Here is a 23,233-nt window from a genome sequence, read left to right on the forward strand (position 1 = left end):
GGGTTGAAGCTGAACCTCTCCTCAACCCGCCTGCGGAACCCGGACGGGAGCTGGAAAGGTACGAAGTGAGTCAGACTGTGCGGAGGTGGTGTGGACTTCGGGCTCTCTGGCATATTGAAACCCTTAACCCCACATGATGTAGTGTAACCGGTGAGCACTGGATTCGGTGTTCGCGATACAGTGAAAGGAATGGTCCCTGACCACGTCTGTATTGTCCAAGTCTGTTTTACCCAAGGTAGCGAAACCGGCGCGTAAAACATCGACCAAAGCTGCGGCCTTGAAGGCGCAACCCGACGCCGACAAGACGCTGAGCCTGATCCTCTCCCGCCTCGAGGATATGAAGGCGGAAGAGACGGTCACCATCGACCTTCGCGGCAAATCGGCGTACTCCGACTACATGATCGTCACCACGGGCCGGGCCAACCGGCACGTTGGCGCGATCGCGGAAAACGTCACGAAGAGCCTCAAGGAAACCGGCATCAAGAACATCCATGTCGAGGGCTTGCCCAATTGCGACTGGGTGCTGATCGATTCCGGCGATGTGATCGTGCACGTGTTCAGACCCGAGGTCCGTGAGTTCTACAATCTCGAGAGATTGTACACGCAGGGCCCAGGGGCGGCGAAGGCGATCTAGAGGCCTGAAAGAGCCGATTTCGAATCGGCTGACGCGCATGCTAGCGTCGTGCGCGCGCGAGATGCGCGCGGTCTTGAAAACACGACTCTGAACACATGCGTGTTGCTGTCATTGCGGTGGGCCGGCTGAAGCAGGGCCCCGAACGGGAGCTTGCCGACCGCTATTTCGAGCGGTTCGACGAGGCCGGCCGCAAGCTCGGATTCCGCGAGCTCACCGTCCACGAAATTCCCGAAAGCCGCGCGCGCGACGCACCGACGCGGATGGCCGAAGAGGCCGCGGCGATCAGTGCGCATATTCCGGAGAAATCGATCCTGGTGGCGCTGGACGAGCGCGGCCAGAATCTCGATTCCACCGTATTCGCACGGCACCTCGGGCGCTGGCGCGACGAGGGCGCCGGTCATACTATCTTCGTGATCGGAGGGGCGGACGGACTTTCGCCCGAATTGCGCCGTAAGGCCAAGCTCGCGATCGCGTTCGGCTCTGCGACCTGGCCGCATCAAATGGTCCGCGTCATGCTTCTGGAACAGCTTTATCGGGCCGCCACCATTCTGGCCGGCCACCCCTATCACCGCGCGTGATGCGCGCCACAACGAGCACCTTTGCGTAAAGCGATGCGAGCGCCGATTCCCAACCTGCTGCTGATCGCAATGCTCGCCGGCGCAAGCCTCGCGCAAGCTCAGACGGCGGCGCCGCCACCGCAGACCGCGGCGATCTCGCCCGATGCGATCAAGCAGCGCGAGCAGGAGCTGGAGGCCGCGCGCGCGAAGCAGAAGAGCGCGGAGGAAGCCCAGGCCAAGCTCAAGGCCGAGATCACCTCGCTCGGACAGGACCGTAGCCAGCTCAATCAGCAGCTGATCGATACCGCGGCCAATGTGCGCGCCGTCGAGACCAAGATCGAGGAAGCCGAAGCGCGGCTGAAGACGCTGAACGGCCGCGAGCAGGCGATGCGCGCCTCGCTCGATTCGCGCCGCGCCGACATCGTCGAGGTGCTGGCGGCCTTGCAGCGCGCCGGCCGGCGCACGCCGCCTGCGCTGCTGGTGCGCCCCGAGGATGCGCTGCAATCGCTGCGCACCGCCATGCTGCTCGGCGCCGTGGTGCCGGACTTGCGCGGCCGGGCCGAGAAGATCGCAAGCGAGCTCGGCGAGCTCGTGGCCTTACGCAAGAACATCGCCGCCGAGCGCGACCTTCTCGCCTCGGACCGCGACAAGGTCCGCAACGACCAGACCCGGCTCACCGCCCTGGTCGACGAGCGGCAACGCCAGCAGGCGTCGCGCGAAAAGGATCTCGACGCCGAGAATTCGCGCGCCATCGTGCTCTCCAGGCAGGTCGGCGATCTCCAGGGGCTGATCGCCAAGATGGAGCAGGATCTGCAAAGCGCCGCCAAGGCGGCTGAGAAGGCGGCCGAGGCCGCAAAGCAGGCCGAGGCAAAGGCGGCTGCCAGCGCCAACGCCAACGCAAAGCCCGGTCCTGCCGCTTTCAAGGACCGGTCCCGGACCAGCCCGGCGATCCTGTTCGCGTCGGCCAAGGGGCTGCTGCCGCTTCCGGTTAACGGTAACAAGATCAGGGACTTTGGCGGTTCCGACGGGGTCGGCGGGGTCCAGAAGGGCATTTCCCTGGCAACCCGGCCCGGCTCCCAGGTCACAACGCCGTGTGACGGCTGGGTGGTCTATTCCGGCCCGTTCCGCAGCTATGGACAACTCTTGATCCTTAATGCCGGGGGCGGGTATCATGTCTTGATCGCCGGGATGGAGCGCATTTCGGTAAACATCGGACAGTTTGTGCTCACGGGGGAGCCTGTCGCGACCATGGGGTCGACCTCTCAAGTCGCCTCCATTCTCGCCACGAACGCGAGTCAACCTGTGTTGTATGTCGAGTTCCGCAAAGACGGCACTCCTATCGATCCAGGCCCATGGTGGGCCGCAAATGAAGGCGAGAAGGTTCGCGGATGATGCGCAAGACTTCAGTTATCCTCCTCAGCGCGGCCACCGGTGCGGCGCTGACGCTGTTCGTGACCCAGCCGCGCGCGGTGTTCATGGGCTCGAGCGCACGGGCCGCGACCGCGGACACCTATCGCCAGCTCAATCTGTTCGGCGACGTCTTCGAACGCGTTCGCTCCGACTATGTCGAGAAGCCCGACGACACCAAGCTGATCGAATCCGCCATCAGCGGCATGCTCACCGGTCTCGACCCGCATTCGAGCTACATGGACGCCAAGAGCTTCCGCGACATGCAGGTCCAGACTCGCGGTGAGTTCGGCGGCCTCGGCATCGAGGTCACGATGGAAGACGGCCTGATCAAGGTGGTCTCGCCGATCGACGATACGCCGGCCTCGCGCGCCGGCATCATGGCCAACGACATCATCACCAATCTCGACGAAGAGGCGGTGCAGGGCCTGACCCTGAACCAGGCGGTCGAGAAGATGCGCGGGCCGGTCAACACCAAGATCAAGCTCAAGATCATCCGCAAGGGCCAGGACAATCCGATCGACGTCACGCTGGTGCGCGACAACATCCGCGTCCGCTCGGTGCGCGCGCGCATCGAAGCCGACGACATCGCCTATATCCGCATCACCACCTTCAACGAGCAGACCACCGAAGGCCTGAAGCGCGAGGTTGCCAACCTCTCGAATCAGATCGGCGACAAGCTCAAGGGCTACATCATCGACCTCCGCAACAATCCGGGCGGCCTGCTCGAGGAGGCCGTCACCGTCTCCGATTCCTTCCTGGAGAAGGGCGAGATCGTCTCGACCCGCGGCCGCAATGCCGAGGAGACGCAGCGCCGCACCGCGCATGCGGGTGACCTGACCAAGGGCAAGCCGGTGATCGTGCTGGTCAACGGCGGCTCGGCCTCGGCGTCGGAAATCGTCGCCGGCGCACTGCAGGACCACAAGCGCGCGACCATTGTCGGCACGCGTTCGTTCGGCAAGGGTTCGGTGCAGACCATCATTCCGCTCGGCTCGGGCAATGGCGCGCTGCGGCTGACCACGGCGCGCTACTACACGCCGTCGGGCAAGTCGATCCAGGCCAAGGGCATCGTGCCCGACATCGAAGTGCTTCAGGACGTGCCGGACGAGCTGAAGTCGCGCACCGACACCAAGGGCGAGGCTTCGCTGCGCGGCCATCTCAAGAACGACGGCGACGAGAAGACCGGCTCGCAGTCCTACGTCCCGCCGGACGCCAAGGACGACAAGGCGCTCAAGATGGCCGACGACCTGCTTCACGGCATCAAGAACAGCGCCTCCGCGGCGCCGACGCCGGGCGGCGACAACAAGGGCACGACCGACAAGCCCAAAGCGGCAAACTAAGGCCTCAAGCCAAGTCGTCTTGAGCCAAGTCGTCTTGAGCCAAGTCGTCTTGGCACCACGCGATCCATCGAAAGGGCGGCTTCCCGAAGCCGCCCTTTTTGCTTGGAGGCTCCGGACCGCCCCCGGCCTATCCCGGCCTGCCGCCGCTTGACCTCGGCGTGGTATCGTCGGCCCGAGTGATTCGGGATCGCGCATGACTGAAACGGCCGATGATCTGAGCGCCCCGCTCGGACAGGATAAGCCGCGCCGCAAACGGCGGCTGCGGCTGCCGTTCACGGCCATGCAACTCCTGGCCGTGCTGCTCGGCCTGTTCCTGGTGACCTTTGCCGGCTTCGCCATCCTCAACAAGGACCCGCTCGGCGGCGAGCCAATGACCCGGCTCGCGATTCGCGAGCCGAAGGCCACGGACGAGAAGCCGGCACCGGCGGCGGCCGGCCATAGCCAAGAACGCGGCCAAGAACACGGCCAGGACAGCAAGCAGGAGACCAGGGAGGCGCCGAAACAGGCCGCCTCCGGCGAGCAGAAGACCGTCACCATCATCGACGGCTCCAGCGGCGCGCGCCACGACGTGGTGATCGGCGGCGGCGACGCCGCCGGCAAGGGCGAGGCGGCCGCAGCCGTGCCGCCCGTCATGGCCGGGGTCGACTCGAAGCTGCTGGAGAAATCGCGCTACGGCATGATTCCCGTGGTCGCCGACGGGCTGAAGCCGTTCAACGTCTATGCCGCGGATGCCGACCGCGCCAAGGCCGCCAAGATGCCGGTGGTCGCGATCGTGATCGGCGGCCTCGGCGTCGGTGCCGCCAAGACCACCGACGCGATCATGAAGCTGCCGCCGGCAGTGACGCTGGCCTTCACGCCTTATGGTTCAGATCCAGGAAAACTCGCCGAGCGGGCCCGCGCCCAGCGTCACGAGATCTTCCTCCAGATCCCGATGGAGCCGTACGATTTCCCCGACAACGATCCAGGGCCGCAGACGCTGCTGACGTCGCTGAGCAGCGACCAGAACATGGACCGCCTGTACTGGCATCTGAGCCGGATGCAGGGCTATGCCGGCATCACCAATTTCATGGGCGCCCGTTTCGTGGCGACCGATGCGGCGATGCAGCCGATCATCCGCGAGGCGGCCAAGCGCGGGCTCGGCTTCTTCGACGACGGCTCCTCACCCCGCAGCATCGCGCCCCAGGCCGCCGCAAGCCAGGCGATGCCGTTCGGCAAGGGTGACATCGCCATCGACGTGGTGCCGACCCCGGCCGAGATCGACCGCGCCCTGAACAAGCTCGAAGCGGCGGCGCGCGAGCGCGGCGCGGCGGTCGGAACCGCCTCTGCCCTGCCGGTCTCAATCGAGCGGATCGGCGCCTGGACCAAGACATTGAGCGAGCGGGGCATCCTCTTGGTGCCATTGACAACCGCGATGCTGAAATCAAAATCCAGCTAAATCAACGGATTGGTACGGCACGGGTCCCCGGGGGGCCGACGTGCCCGCCATCAGCACGAAAGGTTTGGCGGAATGGCGCGTTACGAGGATCTGCCCTACCGAACCTGCGTCGGCGTGATGCTGATCAATACGAAGGGACTGGTGTTCATCGGCCGCCGCGCCGGCGGCATCGAGCATGTCGACGACACCCATGTCTGGCAGATGCCGCAAGGCGGCGTCGACCCCGGCGAGGACACCTGGGAAGCCGCCAAGCGCGAGCTCTATGAGGAGACCAGCGTGCGTTCGGTCGAGCGGCTCGGCGAAGTTCCGGACTGGCTGATCTATGACATTCCGCGCACCGTTGCCGGCCGCGCCTGGAAGGGCCGCTACCGCGGCCAGCGCCAGAAATGGTTCGCGGTGCGCTTCACCGGCAAGGACAGCGAGATCAATGTCGAGAAGCCGGGCGGCGGCGGCCACAAGGCCGAATTCGTGAGCTGGCGCTGGGAGCCGATGAAGAACCTGACCGGGCTGATCATTCCCTTCAAGCGCCCGGTCTATGAGCGCGTCGTGAAGGAATTTTCCGCGCTCGCAGAGGAATAGTTTGCGCCGTCATTCCGGGGCGTGCGAAGCACGAACTACGGTGCGCGCTTGCGCACCTGAGAATGACGATCAAACAAGTGGCCGCATGTCGAACATCAACAAGCCCTACCGTCCCAATGTCGGGATCGCGCTGTTCAACGCCGACGGCCGTGTGCTGATCGGCCACCGCTTCAAGGGCGATGGACCCGAGATCATCCTGCCCGGCCTCGACTGGCAGATGCCGCAAGGCGGCGTCGATGAGGGCGAGGATCTGCGCGATGCCGCGATGCGCGAGCTCTGGGAAGAGACCAGCGTCACGAGCGCCGCCTATCTCGGCGAGACCGACTGGCTGACTTACGAGTTCCCGCCCTATGACGGACCGCAGACGCATCGGCTGGCGAAATTCCGCGGCCAGCGTCAAAAATGGTTCGCGTTGCGCTTCACCGGCCGCGACGACGAGATCGACCCGCTGACACCGCGCAACGACCAGCCTGCCGAGTTCGATGCGTGGCGCTGGGAGCGCCTCGACCGCGTCCCCGATCTGGTGGTGCCGTTCCGCCGCGAGGTCTATCAGGCCGTCGCGAAGCAGTTCGCGCCCTTCGCAACATAAAATATCGCAAACAACCCCATGCACAGTAGCCGGACACCGCTGGCGCGATGCGCGGTGGTTGTGGCGAAGGTGCTGAAGCGTCGAGAGAAGTCGGCGGCGGAGCGCAAGCACCCTAGCCTCCCCCACAAGGGGGGAGGGAACGCACCAATGTCGGGGCGCTAGTCGGGTCTCATCCCGCGCTAATTCGTCGGGCCCACCGTGAACGGGCCGATCGCGATGACGTGGCAATCGCTGTCGCGCCTGGCGCAATCGGCGAGCGCTGAGTTGACGGCGCTCTGCTCGTCGGCGGCTTTCAGGCCGAGACCGGGACGGCCCGCGGTGCCGACGGCGACCGCATTCCAGCCCATGCCGTCGGCAAGCTTGCGCACCACCTCGTCGCGCGCATCGGCGACGATGGACGCGTTGCTTGCGGCATGGAAGAAGCCGGTGATCTTGAGCAAGGTCGGGATCGGCACGACGAAATTATCATCGGCCGCCACGATCATGCAGGCGACGCCGGCGATCGCCCCGCAGGATTCCAGCGAGCGGCGCGCCGAATCGTCTGGGGACGACGCGCCCATCACCATGAAATACTGGCCGCCCGGGGCGAGCGCGACCGACCGCGATTTCGCAGCCGGCGCATACATGTTCTCGAGCCGGAGTTTCGCGGGATCGCGCACGATCGGAAAGTCCTTCGACGCGAAGGGGCGCTCGGTCATGGTGTCATGCCGGATCCAGGGTTGCGGCGGCATCGGCGGCTTGCCGTGGGCATAGACGACGGTGTTGCCGACCGCATAGAGCTCGCAGCGCCGCGGCGATTGCGACGCATCCGCGCGCTTCTGGCACTGCTCGAGCGCGGCACTGCGCGCAGCTTCCTCGCTCGGCTGATTGAGCGCGGAGCCGGTGAAGCCGCCGATGTTGAGCGCAAAGGCCTTGTAGTCGCCGGCGGCGGAATAATCGTTGACGAGAAAGCCGCGCACGCGCTCGCCGATGAACGGCACCATGTCGGCCTGGAATTTGCCGCCTGAGACGGCGGGCGGCGACGGCATCGGCGCCGGGTTCGCCGCAGCCATGGCGCCTTGCGCCGGCATCGGCGCCTTTGCGGCCATGGTGGGCGTCGGGCTGGGGGCCGCCGCGCTCGGCGCCGGACTTGGCGCGGTCGCAGCGAAGCTCGCCGGTGCCCTCGTGGTCTCGAGCTTGGTGAAATAGAGGAAGCCGCCAACGCCGATCGCGACGATGGAGACGACGCCGACCACCAGCGGCCACATCCAGTTCGGCGCAGGCGCGCCCTTGCCCGCGCCTTTCTTCACCTGCGGCATGTTGTAGCTGCCGTCCTCGCGCCGCATCGCCACCATGTAGGCATGCACCGGCGTCGGGATGTTCTTGACCTCCTGCGCGCCGATGTCGGCGAACTGCACCGACAGCTTGTTGGCGACCTGCTCATGCACGGCGCGGGAGACGCAGATGCCGCCGACCTCGGCGAGGCCCTCGAGCCGCGCCGCGATGTTGACGCCGTCGCCGAGCAGATCGCCGTCGCGCTCGACCACGTCGCCGATGGTGATGCCGATGCGAAACGACATCTGCCGGCTCGGCGGATAGGCCATGTTCCGGGTTCGCAAGCTTTCCTGGATGTCGATCGCGCAGCGCACCGCGTCGACGGCGCTGGGAAATTCCGCGAGCACGGCATCGCCGGCGGTGTTGAAGATTCGTCCGCCCGCCTTGGCGATGAAATCGTCGACGACCTCGCGGTAGGATGCCAGACGCCGCAGCGTCTCTTCCTCGTCCTCCGCGACCAGCCTCGAATACCCGGCAATATCGGCTGCGAAAATCGCTGCGATCTTGCGTTTCATCTGTGACCCGTCCCGGAACAAAATTCGCGCGGCAGAGAATGCCGCTATCGGCGGCGCGGTGCAACAAAGTTTCAGCGCCCGCCACGGCCGTGACGAGCGCTGAAACTATTCAGAAATCTTGTATCCGAGCCCCGGAGCGGTGCCCCGGGGCTTAGTGCATAGCCGTGGAGTTGAGCTGCTGCTGGATGCTCTTGAAGTGGTCGAGCCGTTCGATCGCTTGATCGAGCTCGCCGTCCTCGTGCTCCTTGAGCTTCTCTTCCATCTCGGCGATGGTCTCGGCGAACCGCGCACGGTCGAGCTCGTCGAGTGAGGTCGCGACGTCGGCGAGCACCGTCAGGCCGTTTTCGGAGACTTCGGCGAGGCCGCCGAGCACGATGATCTTCTCGTGCTTGCCGCCGGTGGTGATGGTGAGAATGCCCGGCCGGATCGCGGCCACGACCGGCGCATGTCCCGCCAGCACGCCGAAGTCACCCTCGACGCCGGGAACGTCGACCTGGTCGACCTCGCCCGAGAATGCGAGCTTTTCCGGCGAGACGAGATCGAAGTGGAAGGTGGCCATGATGTTTCCGCTTGCTTTGTCTGTCACCCGCGGGCTCGACCCGCGGGTCCATCCATCAAAATTCTTACTTGATGGATTGCCGGGTCAAGCCCGGCAATGACACCCAGAATTAGGCCGCTTCCGCAGCCAGCTTCTTGCCCTTCTCGACCGCCTCTTCGATGGTGCCGACCATGTAGAAGGCGGCTTCCGGCAGGTGGTCATACTTGCCTTCGCAGAGGCCGCGGAAGCCCTTGATGGTGTCCGCGAGGTCGACGAACTTGCCGGGCGAGCCGGTGAAGATTTCGGCGACGTGGAACGGCTGCGACAGGAAGCGCTCGATCTTGCGGGCGCGGGCCACCGTCAGCTTGTCCTCTTCCGACAGTTCGTCCATGCCGAGAATGGCGATGATGTCCTGGAGCGACTTGTAGCGCTGCAGAACCTGCTGGACCTGGCGCGCGGTGTCATAGTGCTCCTGACCAACGACGAGCGGGGAGAGCATGCGCGAGGTCGAGTCGAGCGGGTCCACCGCGGGGTAGATGCCCTTTTCCGAGATCGCGCGCGACAGCACGGTGGTGGCGTCCAAATGCGCGAACGAGGTCGCGGGCGCCGGGTCGGTCAAGTCGTCGGCCGGAACATAGATGGCCTGCACCGAGGTGATCGAGCCCTTCTGGGTGGTGGTGATGCGCTCCTGCAGCGCGCCCATGTCGGTGGCGAGCGTCGGCTGATAACCCACCGCCGAAGGAATACGGCCGAGCAGCGCCGACACTTCCGAGCCGGCTTGCGTGAAGCGGAAGATGTTGTCGACGAAGAACAGCACGTCCTGGCCCTGGTCGCGGAAGTGCTCGGCGACGGTCAAGCCGGTGAGGCCGACGCGGGCGCGCGCGCCCGGCGGCTCGTTCATCTGGCCGAACACCAGCGCGCACTTCGACTTCACGCTCGGATCCGGATTGTGCGGATCGGCATTGACCTTGGACTCGATGAACTCGTGATAGAGATCGTTGCCCTCGCGGGTACGCTCGCCGACGCCGGCGAACACGGAGTAACCGCCGTGCGCCTTGGCGACGTTGTTGATCAGTTCCTGAATCAGCACGGTCTTGCCGACGCCGGCGCCGCCGAACAGGCCGATCTTGCCGCCCTTCGCGTACGGAGCAAGAAGATCGACGACCTTGATGCCGGTGACGAGAATTTCAGCTTCGGTGGACTGGTCGGTATAGCTCGGCGCTTCCTGATGGATGGCGCGCTTGCCTTCGAACTTGATGGGACCTGCTTCGTCGATCGGCTCGCCGATGACGTTCATGATGCGACCGAGCGTGCCGTCGCCGACCGGAACCGCGATCGGCTGGCCGGTGTCGGTCACTTCCTGGCCGCGCACCAGACCTTCGGTCACGTCCATCGCGATCGTGCGCACGGTGGACTCACCGAGATGCTGGGCGACTTCCAGCACGAGGCGGATGTTGCCGTTCTTGGTTTCCAGCGAGTTGAGAATGGCCGGCAGGTGGCCTTCGAACTGCACGTCGACGACGGCGCCCATGACCTGGGTGACGCGACCGATCTGGTTAGCTGCTGTAGCCATGAATAGCTCTCCTTCGAAATTCTGGACTTGAACGACCGTCGTCTGGTTGGTGCGTCAGATCGCCTCGGCGCCGGAGATGATCTCGATCAGCTCCTTGGTGATCTGGGCTTGACGGGTTCGGTTGTAGATCTGGGTTTGCTTGCGGATCATTTCGCCGGCGTTGCGGGTGGCGTTGTCCATCGAGCTCATCTGCGCGCCATAGAACGAAGCGGTGTTTTCCAGCAGCGCGCGGAAGATCTGCACCGCGATATTGCGGGGCAACAGGCCGGAGAGAAGCTCGTCCTCTTCCGGCTCGTATTCGTAGGACGTCGACGGCGCGTTCGCCGCCTTTTCTTCCACGGTCAGCGGAATGATCTGCTGCGCGGTCGGGATCTGAGCGATCACCGACTTGAACTGCGAGTAGAACAGCGTGCAGACGTCGAATTCGCCGGCGTCGAAGCGCGCCAGCACCTTCTTGGCGATGTCCTCGGCGTTGACGAAGCCGAGCTGACGAACGCTGCGCAGATCGAGATGCTCGACGATCTGCTTGTCGAACAGGCGGCGGAGCTGCTCGTAACCCTTGCGGCCGACGCAGAAGAATTTCACTTCCTTGCCCTGCGCCATCAGCGCCTGCGCGCGCTCGCGCGCCAAGCGCACGATCGAGGAGTTGAAGGCGCCGGACAGGCCGCGCTCTCCGGTGCAGACCAGCAGCAGGTGAACCTGGTCCCGGCCGGTGCCGGCGAGCAATGCCGGCGCACCGGGCGAGCCCGCGGCCGCGCTGGCGATATTGGAGATCACCGCGCTCATCTTGTTGGCATAGGGCCGCGCCGCCTCAGCCGCCTGCTGGGCGCGGCGCAATCTGGAGGCCGCGACCATCTGCATGGCCTTGGTGATCTTCTGCGTCGCCTTGGTGGAGGCGATGCGGACGCGCATGTCTTTAAGTGACGCCATTCTTCGTTCACCCCGACGGTTCGATCCCTTGCGGTCAAACCGCTAGCCTAGCTCTGTCGTCATGCCCGGGCTTGTCCCGGGCATCCACGTCTTCTTCTCCACGCAGTTAAACGTGGATGGCCGGGTCAAGCCCGGCCATGACGCCTTTTATTTACGCGAAGGTCTTCGCGAAGCCTTCGACCACCGACTTCAGCTTGGCAGCGGTGTCGTCGGACAGATCGCGGCTGTCGCGGATCGCATTGAGGATCTCGGTGTTCTTGCCGCGCAGCAGCGACAACAGGCCGTCCTCGAACGCGCGCACCTTGCTGACCGGAAGCGGATCGAGATAGCCGTTGGTGCCGGCCCAGATCACGCAGACCTGCTCCTCCATCTTCAGCGGCGCGAACTGCGGCTGCTTCAGCAGCTCGGTCAGGCGCGAGCCGCGGTTGAGCAGGCGCTGGGTCGAGGCGTCGAGGTCGGAGCCGAACTGCGCGAACGCCGCCATTTCGCGGTACTGCGCGAGCTCGCCCTTGATCTTGCCGGCGACCTTCTTGGTGGCCTTGGTCTGCGCCGAGGAGCCGACGCGCGACACCGACAGACCGACGTTCACGGCGGGACGGATGCCCTGGAAGAACAGGTCGGTTTCCAGGAAGATCTGGCCGTCGGTGATCGAGATGACGTTGGTCGGAATGTAGGCCGAGACGTCGTTGGCCTGGGTTTCGATGACCGGCAGCGCGGTCAGCGAGCCGGAGCCCTGGTCCTTGTTCAGCTTCGCCGCGCGCTCGAGCAGACGGGAGTGCAGGTAGAACACGTCGCCCGGATAGGCTTCGCGGCCCGGCGGGCGGCGCAGCAGCAGCGACATCTGGCGGTAGGCGACGGCCTGCTTGGACAGATCGTCATAGATGATGACGGCGTGCATGCCGTTGTCGCGGAAGTACTCGCCCATGGTGCAGCCGGTGAAGGGCGCGATGTACTGCATCGGGGCCGGATCGGACGCGGTGGCGGCGACGATGATCGAATATTCCAGCGCGCCCTGCTCCTCCAGCACCTTCACGAACTGGGCGACGGTCGAACGCTTCTGGCCGATCGCGACGTAGACGCAATACAGCTTGATGTTCTCGTCCGGCTGCGCGTTGAGCGGCTTCTGGTTGAGGATGGTGTCGAGCGCGATCGCGGTCTTGCCGGTCTGGCGGTCGCCGATGATCAGCTCGCGCTGGCCGCGGCCGATCGGGATCAGGGCGTCGATCGCCTTGAGGCCGGTCGCCATCGGCTCGTTCACCGACTTGCGCGGAATGATGCCGGGCGCCTTGACGTCGACGCGCATGCGCTTGTCGGCCTGGATCGGGCCCTTGCCGTCGATCGGGTTGCCGAGCGCGTCGACGACGCGGCCGAGCAGGCCCTTGCCGACCGGCGCGTCCACGATGGCGCGTGTGCGCTTGACGGTCTGGCCTTCCTTGATCTCGCGGTCGGCGCCGAAAATCACGATACCGACGTTGTCGGTTTCGAGGTTCAGCGCCATGCCGCGGGTGCCGTTCTCGAACTCGACCATTTCGCCGGCCTGGACGTTGTCCAGACCGTAGACGCGGGCGATACCGTCGCCGACGGACAGCACCTGTCCGACTTCGGAGACTTCAGCTTCCTGGCCGAAATTCTTGATCTGGTCCTTCAGGATCGCGGAAATTTCCGCGGCGCGGATGTCCATCAGCCTGCCTCTTTCATCGCGTGCTTGATCGAATTGAGTTTGGTGCGAAGCGAACTATCGATCATGCGGCTGCCAAGCTTGACCACGAGGCCACCGATGATCGAGGGGTCGACTTTCACGTTGAGCGCGACGTCCTTGCCGGTCACCGACTTCAGGGCAACCTTGAGGGCGTCGAGATTCTTGTCCGAGAGCGCCTCCGCGACGGTGACGTCGGCAGTTGCCTCGCCCTTGAACTTGGCGACGAGGGCGCGGTAGGCGCGGATGACGTCAGCCACCGCGAACAGCCGGCGGTTGGCGGTCAGAACCTTGAGGAAATTGGCTGAGATGCCGGCAATGCCGGCCTTGTCCAGCACCGCACCGAGCGCCCTGGACTGGGCATCGGCCGCGAACACCGGACTCCGGACGAGGCGCTTCAGATCGGCGCTTTCGTTCAGCAGGCCCTCGAACCGCTCGAGATCGGCCTTGACCTCGTCGACCACGTTCTGGTCACGGGCCAGTTCAAACAAGGCCGTTGCATAACGACCCGACACACCTGAAACGGACGTATCTTCTGCAGCCACAGACGCGCTCTTTTAGCTGTCAAATTCGCAAGGGAAAAACCGTCGCCACGAAGCGGCGCCTAGCGATCCAAGCCCTTGGAATTCAAGCGGGACTTCGATTTACGACCGACACGGGACGTGCCGGGCTCGTTAAAATCGCGGCTTTGCTAACATAGCAGGCGCGCACGTGCAACATGACGCCAAACTAAAGCCACGGCGATTGCTCGCCAGTTCGTCGCACGGCGCGAGGCATCGGCGATCACCTGCCATGCCGCGGAATTGACACGGCTTGAGGCGCGCCGTCCCGGCCGTTCGTTCCTGCCCTCAGCGCATGGCGGCCATGAACACAGCTCGCAGAGGTGTGAGACCGTCCGTGTCCGCACCACTCGCTGAATACTTACCTAATTCTAAACAATCCGAGCAATGACTTTAATCTACAGTATTCGCAAGTAATCCATCAGTTAACAAATCGTTAAAGACAAAGATTACGGAACATCGGCTGAATATCGGCGCAGGTAACAAGATGTTTCAGCCGCACACATAGCGGAACTACTGCCCAATTCACGCCTCATTGCGCAACGAAACGCCAACCCGCTCACAAACCTACGGGGGCTCCACTGGCCACATGTGTGGCAATACTAGCTTAGGGACCACTAAATGCTGTCACTGAAGACGCTGGGCTATGTGACCCAGCCGCGCACGGCGATCGCTTTTGTCGCCGCAACTCTCCTGATCGGGGGAACTGCCACCGAAGCTTCCGCCAAATCCAGGCATCACCGCTACCATCACCATCATCGCCACCACGCCCAGACCGAGACCGGCTCGGATTGGCGCAACGCCAACGCGGCCATGACGCCGTCGTCGGGCACGGGGCACAGTTTCTCCGGCATGGCCTCCTTCTACGGCAACGAGTCCGGCAGCCGCACCGCGTCGGGCCAGCGCTTCAACCAGAACGCCATGACCGCGGCGCACCGTTCGCTGCCGTTCGGCACCAAGCTGCGCGTCACCCATGGCGGCCAGAGCGTCATCGTCACCATCAATGACCGCGGCCCGTTCATTCGCGGCCGTGTCCTCGACCTCTCCACCGGCGCTGCCCGCGCCATCGGCCTGACCGGCGCCGGCGTCGGCCGCGTCACCGCCGAGGTCGTCTCCTAAGGCCCTCGACGCGCGCGCAGGCCTCGCCATCGGCTGCTGCCGTGTGAGCGGCGGGGTCATCGGGTGAACAAGCCCGCCGTCTTGGGGGACGGCGGGCTTTTTCTATTCTCGGTCATTCTGGGGCACGCGAAGCGTGAACCCGGAATCTCGAGATTCCGGGTTCGATGCTACGCATCGCCCTGGAATGACGGCAAAGGCCTACAAAAAGCTCTGCGGGTCGACGTCGACCTCGAGCTTTTGATTGCCCTTCGGCTTCGGGCTGACGGCGAGCCAGTTGCGCAAATAATCCGACAGGTCGAAGCCGCGCGCCGATTTCACCAGGATGCGGAAGCGATAGCGGCCCTTGATCACGGCGAGCGGCGCCTCTGCCGGACCCAGCACCTGCACGCGCTCGTCGCGCGGCGCCAGCGCAACCAGCCTGCGGCCCAAACCTTCCGCGCTCGGACGATCGCCGGCGGAGATGATCAGGCTCGCGAGCCGGCCGAACGGCGGATAGAGCGTCCGTTCGCGCAAATCGATCTCGCTGTCGTAGAAGGCCTCGCGGTCGCAGGCGATCAGCGCCTTCATCACGGGATGGTCGGGCTGGTGCGTCTGGAGATAGCCGACGCCGCGGCCCTGCTCGCGCCCGGCACGGCCGATCACCTGGTTGAGCAATTGCCAAGTGCGTTCCGACGCGCGCGGATCGCCATTGGACAGGCCCAGATCCGCATCAACCACGCCGACGAGATTGAGCCGGGGAAAATTGTGGCCTTTGGCAACAAGCTGCGTGCCGATGATGATGTCGACGCGGCCCTCGGCGATGTCATTCAGCTCCGAGCGCATCGTTTCGATCGAGGTGATGAGATCGCTCGACAGCACCATGGTCCGCGCGTCCGGGAACAGCGCGGCCGCCTCCTCCTGCAAGCGCTCGACGCCGGGACCGACCGCGACCAGCGATTCCTCCGCCGCGCAGTGCGGGCAGGTCTGCGGGCGCGGCATCGAGAAGCCGCAGTGATGGCAGACCAGCCGCTGCCGGAAGCGATGATCGACCAGCCAGGCGTCGCAGATGGTGCAGGCGAAGCGATGGCCGCAGGCGCGGCACAGCGTCAGCGGCGCGTAGCCGCGGCGATTGAGGAACAATAGCGCCTGCTCGCGCCGTTCGATCGCGGTCTTGATCTCGGAGGCCAGGCGCGGCGAGATGAAGCGGCCGCGCGCCGGCTGCTCGCGGCGCAGATCGATCGCCTCGATATGCGGCATGTGCTGGCCGCCGAAGCGCGACGGCAGCGCGATGCGCTGATAGCGGTTCTTGCGCGCATTGACCTCGGACTCGACCGATGGCGTCGCGGACGCCAGCACGATCGGAATCTTGGCGATATGCGCCCGCACCACCGCCATGTCGCGGGCGTGGTAATGCACGCCGTCCTCCTGCTTGTAGGCCTGGTCGTGCTCTTCATCGACGACGATCAGCCCGAGATTGGCGTAGGGCAGGAACAGCGCCGAGCGCGCGCCGACCACGACGGGCGCGCTGCCGTCGGAGATCGCGGCCCAATTGCGCGCGCGGGTGCGCGGCGTCAGTTCCGAGTGCCATTCCAGCGGCCGCGCGCCAAAGCGTTGCGCGAAGCGGTCGAGGAACTGGCCGGTCAGCGCGATCTCCGGCATCAGGATCAGCGACTGCCGGCCGMGGCGGATGTTCTCGGCGACCGCCTCGAAATAGACCTCGGTCTTGCCCGAGCCGGTGACGCCGTCGAGCAGCGCCACGTGAAAGGTGCCGTTGGCCGCGAGCGCACGCATCGCATCGACCGCGGACAGCTGCAGCGGCGTGAACTCCGGCCGGCCAAAGCCGGGATCGGGTGCCGGCGGCGGCGGAGGCGGCGGCAGCGGCTCGACCGTCAGCGTGCCCTCGTCGACCAGACCGTCGATCACGCCCGCGGACACGCCGGCTTCCTTGGCGGCCTCGGATTTGCCATGCAGCAGCCGGTCGGACAGCAGCTCGATGACGCGCTGCCGCGCCGGCGTCAGCCGCCGCGGCGGATCGCCGACCAGGCGCACGCCGGCGCGCACCCGCTCGGGACCGAGATTCTCGCCCATCCGCAGGCACATGCGCAGCACCATGCCGCGCGGGCTCAGCGTGTAATTGGCGACCCAATCGACGACCGAACGCAGCTCGGGTTTCAAAGGCGGCAGATCGAGCTTCTCGCTGACCTCCTTGAGCCGGTTGTGCAGGCGTGGATCGGGATTGGCATTTTCGGCCCAGACCACGGCGAGCACCTCGCGGGGCCCAAGCGGCACGCCGACGAGATCGCCCGCCTTCAGCTCCATGCCGCGCGGCACCTTGTAGGAATAGGTCTGGTCGAGCGCGACCGGCACCAGCACGTCGACCATGCGGGTCGCGTTGGCGGAGGCGGCACTGCGCGGCAAGTGATCCATGAATGGTCTTTGGCGGAGAATCGGAACCCGGGGCTTCAAGGCTAGCCGCGGCAGGCGGCCTTAGCGAACGATAAACGAGTGTGATGCGATATACTGTGCGGAATCACCAGGTCCAGAGCTCATGAGCAAAGCGGCCGCCCCACACATCGAGCTCGCCAGCGCCGATCCCTCGATCGCGCAGGAGATGGCGCGCTGGCTGTCGCATCTCGGCGCCGAACGGCGGCTGTCGCCGAAGACGCTGGAGGCCTATGCCCGCGACTTGCGGCAGTGCCTCGATTTCCTCTGCACCCATTGGGGCGAGCGCGTGACGCTGGCGCGGTTTGCCGCGCTCGAGGCCACCGACATCCGCGCCTTCATGGCGATGCGCCGCGCCGACGACATTGCCGGCCGCTCGCTGATGCGGGCGCTCGCCGGCCTGCGCTCGTTCGGCCGTTTCCTCGAACGCGAGGGCAAGGGCAAGGTCGGCGCCTTGTCGGCGATCCGCGCGCCGAAGGTAGCAAAAAGCCTGCCCAAGCCGCTGCCGATGGCGTCGGCCAAACGCCTTGCGGACGCCGACGAGCGCGCCGGCGAGGAGCGCGAGAGCTGGATCCTGGCCCGCGACGCCGCCGTGATGGCGCTGCTCTACGGCTCGGGCCTGCGCATCTCCGAAGCGCTCGGGTTGAAGCGCCGCGAAGTGCCGCGGCCCGGCGAAGGCGACGTGCTCGTCGTCACCGGCAAAGGCAACAAGACCCGCATGGTGCCGGTGCTGCAAAACGTACTCGCGCTCGTGCAGGAATATGTTTCGATGTGCCCGTATCCGCTGCCCGCGGAAGGCCCGATCTTCGTCGGCGCGCGCGGCGGCCCGCTGAGCCCGCGCATCATCCAGCTCGCGATGGAGCGGCTGCGTGGCGCGCTCGGCCTGCCCGACAGCGCCACGCCGCACGCGCTCCGCCATTCCTTTGCGACGCACCTGTTGTCGCGCGGCGGCGATCTGCGCGCGATCCAGGAACTGCTCGGCCATTCCTCGCTGTCGACCACGCAGATCTACACCGGCATCGATTCCGAGCGGCTGCTGGAAGTCTATGCGAGCGCGCATCCGCGGCGGTGACACACTGATGTCACAACTCCCTTGCCTCTTGCGCGGCGCCCGCGGTTCGGTCAATCGTGGGGAACCGAGGCAGGAGGGACATCATGAGCGCACATGAAAGCATGGAGCACGCCGAGCACGCCGAACACGCGTCCGGCTCGAACAAGAAGATCGCCCTTCTGATCGCCGTGCTGGCGCTGTTCCTGGCGATCTCGGAAACGCTCGGCAAGGGCGCCCAGACCGAATCGATCAGCAAGAACGTCGAGGCCGCCAATCTCTGGGCCTTCTTCCAGGCCAAGACCATCCGTCGCACCGTGGTGCTGACCGCGTCCGAGCAAGGCAAGCTCGCGCTGGCCGGCACCACCGACGAGGCCCTGAAGCCGGTGCTGCAGAAGCAGGTCGAGGACTGGACCAAGACCGCGGCGCGCTACCGCTCCGAGCCGGAGACGGGCGAAGGCACCGAGCAGCTCGCCGAGAAGGCCAAGCACGCCGAGCACGAGCGCGACGAGGCGACCGCGAAGTATCATCATTTCGAGCTGGCGTCGGCCGCGTTCCAGATCGGCATCGTGCTGGCCTCGGCCACCATCATCACCGGCATCTTCGCGCTCGCCTATGTCGGCGGCATCCTGACCCTCGCCGGCATCCTCATGACCGCGTTCGGCCTGTGGTGGCCGCATGTGCTGCATCTGCATTGAGGAATTAAGGCAGCTTACTCCGCCGTCGTCCCGGCGAAGGCCGGGACCCATACCGCGTGATCTATCGATTGCGGATGATGGGAGTACCGAACGGCGAGTCTTCGCCAAACTTCTCCCTGGGGTTATGGGTCCCGGCCCCCCGTGCGCAATTGCGCACTAGGCCGGGACGACACCTGGGAATTGGTGCGAGCCTGAACTCACAACAGCGCTTACCGCGCTTCGTGCACGCTCTTGCGGAAGCGCTGGATCAGGCGGAGGGTGCGCGAGGACCAGCCTTCGCCGTTGCCGGTGATCAGCTCCCTGATGCGCCGCTTGATCGGATCGACCAGCTCGGCCGCCTTGGCGCGTAGCTTCATCACGAGATCGTAGAGCCGCTCGAACCAGGCCATCTCCATCAGCTTGTCGCGCGTCACGTCGAAGACGAAGGCGGTGACGCCGACGCCGAGCAGCTTCGCGAACAGGATCGTGAAGACCGCGCTGGTCCAGTATTCGTGCGTGAGCAGCCACAGGCCAACCAGCTTCAGCGGAAACAGCGGAATGATGGGGACCGCGAACACGATCAGCGTCATCGCCGGCGACAGCGCGTCGACGCGCTCAGTCAGCCATTGCTTGAACCGCGCGAGCGGAATCAATGCGACAACCCGCGCGACGATCGGCTCGAGATGGTCCCACAGCCAGGCTTCGATCAGGAAGATGATCGCCAGCAGGACCCAGACCGGTTGAAGAAGGCGGCGCAGCATGTGTTGTCCCGCCCGAAACGGCTCGGGGCGTCGCCTACATATGGATGGCCCGCTTGCCGACTGCAAGCGCAGCCTCCTTGATGGCCTCGGAGCGGGTCGGATGCGCGTGGCAGGTGCGCGCGAGATCTTCCGCACTGCCGCCAAATTCCATAAGAACACACGCTTCATGGATCATTTCGCCGGCTTCGCGGCCGATAATGTGCACACCGAGCACGCGATCGGTCTTCGCATCTGCGAGAATCTTCACAAAGCCGTCGGTGGTCTGGTTGACCTTGGAACGGCCATTGGCGGTGAACGGAAACTTTCCGACGGTATAAGCCACGCCAGCCTGCTTCAGTTCCTCCTCAGTCTTGCCGACGGCAGACACTTCGGGCGTGGTATACACGACGCCTGGGATAACGTCGTAGTTCACGTGCCCGGACTGGCCCGCAATGATTTCCGCGACCGCAACGCCTTCGTCCTCGGCCTTGTGCGCGAGCATGGGGCCCGCGACGACGTCGCCGATGGCATAGACGCCCTTCACGCTGGTGGCAAAATGCGGGTCGATCTGGACGCGGCCCCGGTTGTCGAGCGCGACGCCGGCTTCCTTCAGGCCGAGGCCGTCGGTGTAGGGCACGCGACCGATGCAGACCAAAACGATGTCGGCTTCGATGGATTCAGCGGCGCCGCCGGCGGCGGGCTCGATGGTCGCCTTCAGCGTCTTGCCGGAGGTGTCGACGCCGGTGACCTTGGCCCCGAGCTTGAACGCAAAGCCCTGCTTTTCCAGGATGCGCTGGAACTGCTTGGCGATCTCGCCGTCCATGCCAGGCATGATGCGGTCCAGGAATTCGACGACGACGACTTCGGCGCCGAGACGCTTCCACACCGAGCCGAGCTCGAGGCCGATCACGCCGGCGCCGACGATCAGCAGCTTGCCGGGGACCTTGTCCAGTGACAATGCGCCGGTCGAGGACACGATGCGCTTCTCGTCGATCTCGATGCCTTTGAGGCGCGCGATGTCCGAGCCGGTGGCGATGACGATGTTCTTGGTCTCGACCATTTGCGACTTGCCGTCGGCGGAGACTTCCACCTTGCCGGTGCCGAGAATCTTGCCGGTGCCCTTGAGCACGTCGATCTTGTTCTTCTTCATCAGGAACTCGACGCCCTTGACGTTGCCGTCGATGCCCTGCTGCTTGAAGTTCATCATCGCCGGCAGCTCGAGCTTCGGCGCGGAAACGGAAACGCCCATCTTGGCGAAGGAATGCGCGGCTTCCTCGAACATCTCGGAGGCGTGCAGCAGCGCCTTCGACGGCATGCAGCCGACATTGAGGCAGGTGCCGCCGAGCGTGGCGTCCTTTTCCACCACGGCGACTTTCATGCCGAGCTGGGCTGCGCGCACCGCGCAGACATAACCGCCCGGTCCGGTGCCGATGACGACGAGATCGTAGGTAGCCATGAGAGAAAGTCCCGTAGGTTTAGCGTGATGAGGATGTGTCAGCGTCCGCCGGACACATCGAGAATGGCTGAGGTGACGTAGGAGGCATCGTCCGACATCAGCCAGACGATGGCGTTGGCGATTTCCTCGGCGGTGCCGACGCGCTTCATCGGCACCAGATGGGCCAGACGATGGGCGCGGTCGGGCTCGCCACCGGCGGCGTGGATTTCGGTGTCGATCAGGCCGGGCCGGATCGCGGCGACGCGGATGCCTTCGTTCGCGACCTCATAGCCGAGCCCGACGGTGAAGGAATCGACCGCGCCCTTGGAGGCGGCATAGTCGACATATGTATTCGGCGCACCAAGTCTGGCAGCAACCGATGACAGATTGACGATGACGCCGCCCTGGCCGCCGTGCTTGGTCGACATCCGCTTCACGGCTTCGCGCGCGCAGAGAATCGAGCCGGTGACATTGACCGCCATCACGCGCTGGATGCGCTCGGCCGACATCTCGTCGACGCGCACGCCGCTCTGGCCGACGATGCCGCCATTGTTGACGAGCGCCCCGAGCGTGCCGAACTTGTCGGCTTGCTTGAACAGTTCGAGGATGTCGCTTTCCTCGGCGACATCGCATTTCACCGCAATGGCCTTGCCGTTGCTGGCCTCGATCAGCGAGACCACTTCGTCGGCGGCCGTCTTGTTGCTGGCATAGCCGACGACGACACGGAAGCCGCGCGCGGCCGCCGCGATCGCGGTCGCCCGCCCGATGCCGCGGCTGCCGCCGGTGATGACAACGACCTTATCCGTCACGCTCGCCTCCATCTTTCGACAAACGCCGTCGCCCATACAGGCGACGGCGCTTTCAAGGCATCAGAAATCAGAGGTCCAGCACCAGCCGCGCCGGATCTTCCAGGCTCTCCTTGACGCGGACCAGGAAGGTGACGGCTTCCTTGCCATCGATGACGCGGTGATCGTAGGACAGCGCCAGATACATCATCGGACGGACCTCGATCTTGCCGCCGATCGCCATCGGCCGCTCCTGGATCTTGTGCATGCCGAGGATGCCGGACTGCGGCGCGTTCAGGATCGGGGTCGACATCAGCGAGCCGTAGATGCCGCCATTGGTGATGGTGAAGGTGCCGCCCTGCATCTCGTCGATCTTGAGCTGGCCGTCGCGGGCGCGGCGACCGAAATCGGCGATGCCCTTTTCGATGTCGGCGATCGACTTGTGGTCGCAGTCGCGCACGACAGGCACGACGAGGCCCTTGTCGGTGCCGACGGCGACGCCGATGTGGTAATAGTTCTTGTAGATCAGGTCGGTACCGTCGATCTCGGCGTTGACGGCCGGGATGTCCTTCAGCGCCTGCACGACGGCCTTGGTGAAGAAGCCCATGAAGCCGAGCTTCGAGCCGTGCTTCTTCTCGAACGCGTCCTTGTAGTGCGCGCGCAGCGCCATGACGTTGGTCATGTCGACCTCGTTGAAGGTCGTGAGCATCGCAGCCGTGTTCTGGACGTCCTTGAGGCGGCGCGCGATGGTCTGGCGCAGCCGGGTCATCTTGACGCGCTCCTCGCGGGCGGCGTCATCGGCCGGCGACGGCGCGCGGACCTGGACGGCGGCGGCCGGCTGGTTGACCGGGGTCGGCGCGGAAGCGGCGCGCTCGATCGCGGCGAGCATGTCGCCCTTGGTGACGCGGCCGTCCTTGCCGGAGCCCGGAACGGTCGAGGCGTCGATGCCGGTCTCGGCGGAAAGCTTGCGCACGGACGGCGCGAGCGGCGCGTCGGCCGGCGGCGCCTTCGCGGCCGGAGCCGGCGCGGCAGCAGCAGCGGCGACGGGCGCAGCGGCAGCGGCGGGCTTCGCGGGGGCGGCGGCCGGCCTGGCGGCGCCGGCACCGTCGGTGATCTGGCCGAGCAGCGCGCCGACCGCAACGGTCGCGCCATCGGCAGCGATGATCTCGCTCAGCGTGCCGGCCGAGGGCGCCGGGACTTCGATGGTGACCTTGTCGGTCTCGAGCTCCACCAAGGGCTCGTCGACGGCGACGGGATCGCCGGCCTTCTTGAACCAGCGGCCGATGGTGGCCTCGGTGACGGATTCGCCGAGCGTCGGCACACGAATTTCAGTCATGGTCT

Annotated in this window: 21 protein-coding genes and 1 pseudogene; 11 read left to right on the forward strand and 11 right to left on the reverse strand. The window is 65.3% G+C overall.

Annotation, left to right across the window (positions count from 1 at the left end; translation table 11 throughout):
* From ACXJMY_RS18410 to ACXJMY_RS18445, 8 genes and pseudogenes are all read left to right on the forward strand, one after another.
* Positions 1-69: pseudogene (locus tag ACXJMY_RS18410) on the forward strand (nicotinic acid mononucleotide adenylyltransferase); the annotation flags it as partial.
* 208 nt (positions 70-277) lie between these two features.
* Positions 278-634, forward strand: coding sequence for a ribosome silencing factor (gene rsfS / locus ACXJMY_RS18415; protein WP_027523570.1), 357 nt, complete (start codon positions 278-280; stop codon positions 632-634).
* 95 nt (positions 635-729) lie between these two features.
* Complete coding sequence (gene rlmH, locus ACXJMY_RS18420; RefSeq protein ID WP_456620758.1) at positions 730-1,212, forward strand: 23S rRNA (pseudouridine(1915)-N(3))-methyltransferase RlmH; 483 nt, start codon at positions 730-732, stop codon at positions 1,210-1,212.
* A 33-nt stretch (positions 1,213-1,245) separates the two neighbouring features.
* Complete coding sequence (locus ACXJMY_RS18425; protein WP_456620759.1) at positions 1,246-2,583, forward strand: murein hydrolase activator EnvC family protein; 1,338 nt, start codon at positions 1,246-1,248, stop codon at positions 2,581-2,583.
* Positions 2,580-3,938 (forward strand): S41 family peptidase, encoded by a 1,359-nt coding sequence (locus ACXJMY_RS18430; protein WP_456620760.1) that lies wholly within the window; start codon positions 2,580-2,582, stop codon positions 3,936-3,938. Before ACXJMY_RS18425 ends, ACXJMY_RS18430 begins: the two co-directional genes overlap by 4 nt.
* A 193-nt stretch (positions 3,939-4,131) precedes the next feature.
* Positions 4,132-5,373 carry a divergent polysaccharide deacetylase family protein gene (locus tag ACXJMY_RS18435; RefSeq protein WP_456620761.1) on the forward strand — a complete coding sequence of 414 codons (1,242 nt, stop codon included), beginning with the start codon at positions 4,132-4,134 and terminating at the stop codon, positions 5,371-5,373.
* A gap of 72 nt (positions 5,374-5,445) precedes the next feature.
* Positions 5,446-5,952: an RNA pyrophosphohydrolase gene (locus ACXJMY_RS18440; protein ID WP_456620762.1), complete on the forward strand. Its 507-nt coding sequence runs from the start codon at positions 5,446-5,448 to the stop codon at positions 5,950-5,952.
* Positions 5,953-6,037: 85 nt separating this feature from the next.
* Positions 6,038-6,541 carry an RNA pyrophosphohydrolase gene (locus tag ACXJMY_RS18445; RefSeq protein WP_456620763.1) on the forward strand — a complete coding sequence of 168 codons (504 nt, stop codon included), beginning with the start codon at positions 6,038-6,040 and terminating at the stop codon, positions 6,539-6,541.
* 179 nt (positions 6,542-6,720) lie between these two features.
* Here ACXJMY_RS18445 and ACXJMY_RS18450 read toward each other — a convergent pair whose 3' ends face one another.
* The 6 genes from ACXJMY_RS18450 to ACXJMY_RS18475 form a co-directional block, all read right to left on the reverse strand.
* Complete coding sequence (locus ACXJMY_RS18450) at positions 6,721-8,370, reverse strand: adenylate/guanylate cyclase domain-containing protein (RefSeq protein WP_456620764.1); 1,650 nt, start codon at positions 8,368-8,370, stop codon at positions 6,721-6,723.
* A gap of 151 nt (positions 8,371-8,521) precedes the next feature.
* Positions 8,522-8,929, reverse strand: a complete 408-nt coding sequence (locus tag ACXJMY_RS18455; protein WP_456620765.1) for a F0F1 ATP synthase subunit epsilon — start codon at positions 8,927-8,929, stop codon at positions 8,522-8,524.
* Between the two features lie 109 nt (positions 8,930-9,038).
* Positions 9,039-10,481 carry a F0F1 ATP synthase subunit beta gene (gene atpD / locus ACXJMY_RS18460; RefSeq protein ID WP_456620766.1) on the reverse strand — a complete coding sequence of 481 codons (1,443 nt, stop codon included), beginning with the start codon at positions 10,479-10,481 and terminating at the stop codon, positions 9,039-9,041.
* 54 nt (positions 10,482-10,535) lie between these two features.
* Positions 10,536-11,411, reverse strand: coding sequence for a F0F1 ATP synthase subunit gamma (locus tag ACXJMY_RS18465; protein WP_456620767.1), 876 nt, complete (start codon positions 11,409-11,411; stop codon positions 10,536-10,538).
* 151 nt (positions 11,412-11,562) lie between these two features.
* Positions 11,563-13,092, reverse strand: coding sequence for a F0F1 ATP synthase subunit alpha (gene atpA, locus ACXJMY_RS18470; RefSeq protein WP_456620768.1), 1,530 nt, complete (start codon positions 13,090-13,092; stop codon positions 11,563-11,565).
* Positions 13,092-13,652, reverse strand: coding sequence for a F0F1 ATP synthase subunit delta (locus tag ACXJMY_RS18475; RefSeq protein WP_456620769.1), 561 nt, complete (start codon positions 13,650-13,652; stop codon positions 13,092-13,094). Before ACXJMY_RS18475 ends, atpA begins: the two co-directional genes overlap by 1 nt.
* A 636-nt stretch (positions 13,653-14,288) precedes the next feature.
* On the opposite strand from ACXJMY_RS18475, the gene ACXJMY_RS18480 reads away from it, so the two are divergent.
* Positions 14,289-14,786 (forward strand): septal ring lytic transglycosylase RlpA family protein, encoded by a 498-nt coding sequence (locus ACXJMY_RS18480; protein ID WP_456620770.1) that lies wholly within the window; start codon positions 14,289-14,291, stop codon positions 14,784-14,786.
* A gap of 198 nt (positions 14,787-14,984) precedes the next feature.
* Here ACXJMY_RS18480 and ACXJMY_RS18485 read toward each other — a convergent pair whose 3' ends face one another.
* A complete protein-coding gene (locus ACXJMY_RS18485) occupies positions 14,985-17,192 on the reverse strand; it encodes a primosomal protein N' (RefSeq protein ID WP_456620771.1) in 2,208 nt (735 codons plus the stop codon).
* Positions 17,193-17,313: 121 nt separating this feature from the next.
* Here ACXJMY_RS18485 and ACXJMY_RS18490 point away from each other — a divergent pair, with 121 nt between their 5' ends.
* Positions 17,314-18,279, forward strand: coding sequence for a tyrosine recombinase XerC (locus ACXJMY_RS18490; protein ID WP_456620772.1), 966 nt, complete (start codon positions 17,314-17,316; stop codon positions 18,277-18,279).
* An 83-nt stretch (positions 18,280-18,362) separates the two neighbouring features.
* Entirely contained in the window at positions 18,363-18,953 is a 591-nt protein-coding gene (locus ACXJMY_RS18495) for a DUF4337 domain-containing protein (RefSeq protein WP_456620773.1), read from the forward strand.
* A 209-nt stretch (positions 18,954-19,162) separates the two neighbouring features.
* Here the strand turns inward: ACXJMY_RS18495 and ACXJMY_RS18500 are convergent, their stop codons facing one another.
* The 4 genes from ACXJMY_RS18500 to odhB are packed head-to-tail and all read right to left on the reverse strand — an operon-like array spanning position 19,163 to position 23,228.
* Positions 19,163-19,693: a hypothetical protein gene (locus ACXJMY_RS18500; protein ID WP_456620774.1), complete on the reverse strand. Its 531-nt coding sequence runs from the start codon at positions 19,691-19,693 to the stop codon at positions 19,163-19,165.
* A gap of 34 nt (positions 19,694-19,727) precedes the next feature.
* Complete coding sequence (gene lpdA, locus ACXJMY_RS18505; protein ID WP_456620775.1) at positions 19,728-21,128, reverse strand: dihydrolipoyl dehydrogenase; 1,401 nt, start codon at positions 21,126-21,128, stop codon at positions 19,728-19,730.
* Between the two features lie 38 nt (positions 21,129-21,166).
* Positions 21,167-21,928 carry an SDR family oxidoreductase gene (locus tag ACXJMY_RS18510; protein ID WP_456620776.1) on the reverse strand — a complete coding sequence of 254 codons (762 nt, stop codon included), beginning with the start codon at positions 21,926-21,928 and terminating at the stop codon, positions 21,167-21,169.
* A 55-nt stretch (positions 21,929-21,983) separates the two neighbouring features.
* The gene (gene odhB / locus ACXJMY_RS18515) at positions 21,984-23,228 is read right to left on the reverse strand and encodes a 2-oxoglutarate dehydrogenase complex dihydrolipoyllysine-residue succinyltransferase (protein ID WP_456620777.1); all 1,245 of its coding nucleotides are present in this window, start codon (positions 23,226-23,228) and stop codon (positions 21,984-21,986) included.
* Between the last annotated feature and the right edge of the window lie 5 nt (positions 23,229-23,233).

Source organism: Bradyrhizobium sp. P5_C12 (assembly GCF_054049735.1).

Bases quoted from the DNA above. Each gene is read 5' to 3' on its own strand.
- rlmH (WP_456620758.1), top strand. From the start codon at position 730: ATGCGTGTTGCTGTCATTGCGGTGGGCCGGCTGAAGCAGGGCCCCGAA.
- ACXJMY_RS18425 (WP_456620759.1), top strand. From the start codon at position 1,246: ATGCGAGCGCCGATTCCCAACCTGCTGCTGATCGCAATGCTCGCCGGC.
- ACXJMY_RS18430 (WP_456620760.1), top strand. From the start codon at position 2,580: ATGATGCGCAAGACTTCAGTTATCCTCCTCAGCGCGGCCACCGGTGCG.
- ACXJMY_RS18435 (WP_456620761.1), top strand. From the start codon at position 4,132: ATGACTGAAACGGCCGATGATCTGAGCGCCCCGCTCGGACAGGATAAG.
- ACXJMY_RS18440 (WP_456620762.1), top strand. From the start codon at position 5,446: ATGGCGCGTTACGAGGATCTGCCCTACCGAACCTGCGTCGGCGTGATG.
- ACXJMY_RS18445 (WP_456620763.1), top strand. From the start codon at position 6,038: ATGTCGAACATCAACAAGCCCTACCGTCCCAATGTCGGGATCGCGCTG.
- ACXJMY_RS18450 (WP_456620764.1), bottom strand. From the start codon at position 8,370: ATGAAACGCAAGATCGCAGCGATTTTCGCAGCCGATATTGCCGGGTAT.
- ACXJMY_RS18455 (WP_456620765.1), bottom strand. From the start codon at position 8,929: ATGGCCACCTTCCACTTCGATCTCGTCTCGCCGGAAAAGCTCGCATTC.
- atpD (WP_456620766.1), bottom strand. From the start codon at position 10,481: ATGGCTACAGCAGCTAACCAGATCGGTCGCGTCACCCAGGTCATGGGC.
- ACXJMY_RS18465 (WP_456620767.1), bottom strand. From the start codon at position 11,411: ATGGCGTCACTTAAAGACATGCGCGTCCGCATCGCCTCCACCAAGGCG.
- atpA (WP_456620768.1), bottom strand. From the start codon at position 13,092: ATGGACATCCGCGCCGCGGAAATTTCCGCGATCCTGAAGGACCAGATC.
- ACXJMY_RS18480 (WP_456620770.1), top strand. From the start codon at position 14,289: ATGCTGTCACTGAAGACGCTGGGCTATGTGACCCAGCCGCGCACGGCG.
- ACXJMY_RS18490 (WP_456620772.1), top strand. From the start codon at position 17,314: ATGAGCAAAGCGGCCGCCCCACACATCGAGCTCGCCAGCGCCGATCCC.
- ACXJMY_RS18495 (WP_456620773.1), top strand. From the start codon at position 18,363: ATGAGCGCACATGAAAGCATGGAGCACGCCGAGCACGCCGAACACGCG.
- ACXJMY_RS18500 (WP_456620774.1), bottom strand. From the start codon at position 19,693: ATGCTGCGCCGCCTTCTTCAACCGGTCTGGGTCCTGCTGGCGATCATC.
- lpdA (WP_456620775.1), bottom strand. From the start codon at position 21,128: ATGGCTACCTACGATCTCGTCGTCATCGGCACCGGACCGGGCGGTTAT.
- ACXJMY_RS18510 (WP_456620776.1), bottom strand. From the start codon at position 21,928: ATGGAGGCGAGCGTGACGGATAAGGTCGTTGTCATCACCGGCGGCAGC.
- odhB (WP_456620777.1), bottom strand. From the start codon at position 23,228: ATGACTGAAATTCGTGTGCCGACGCTCGGCGAATCCGTCACCGAGGCC.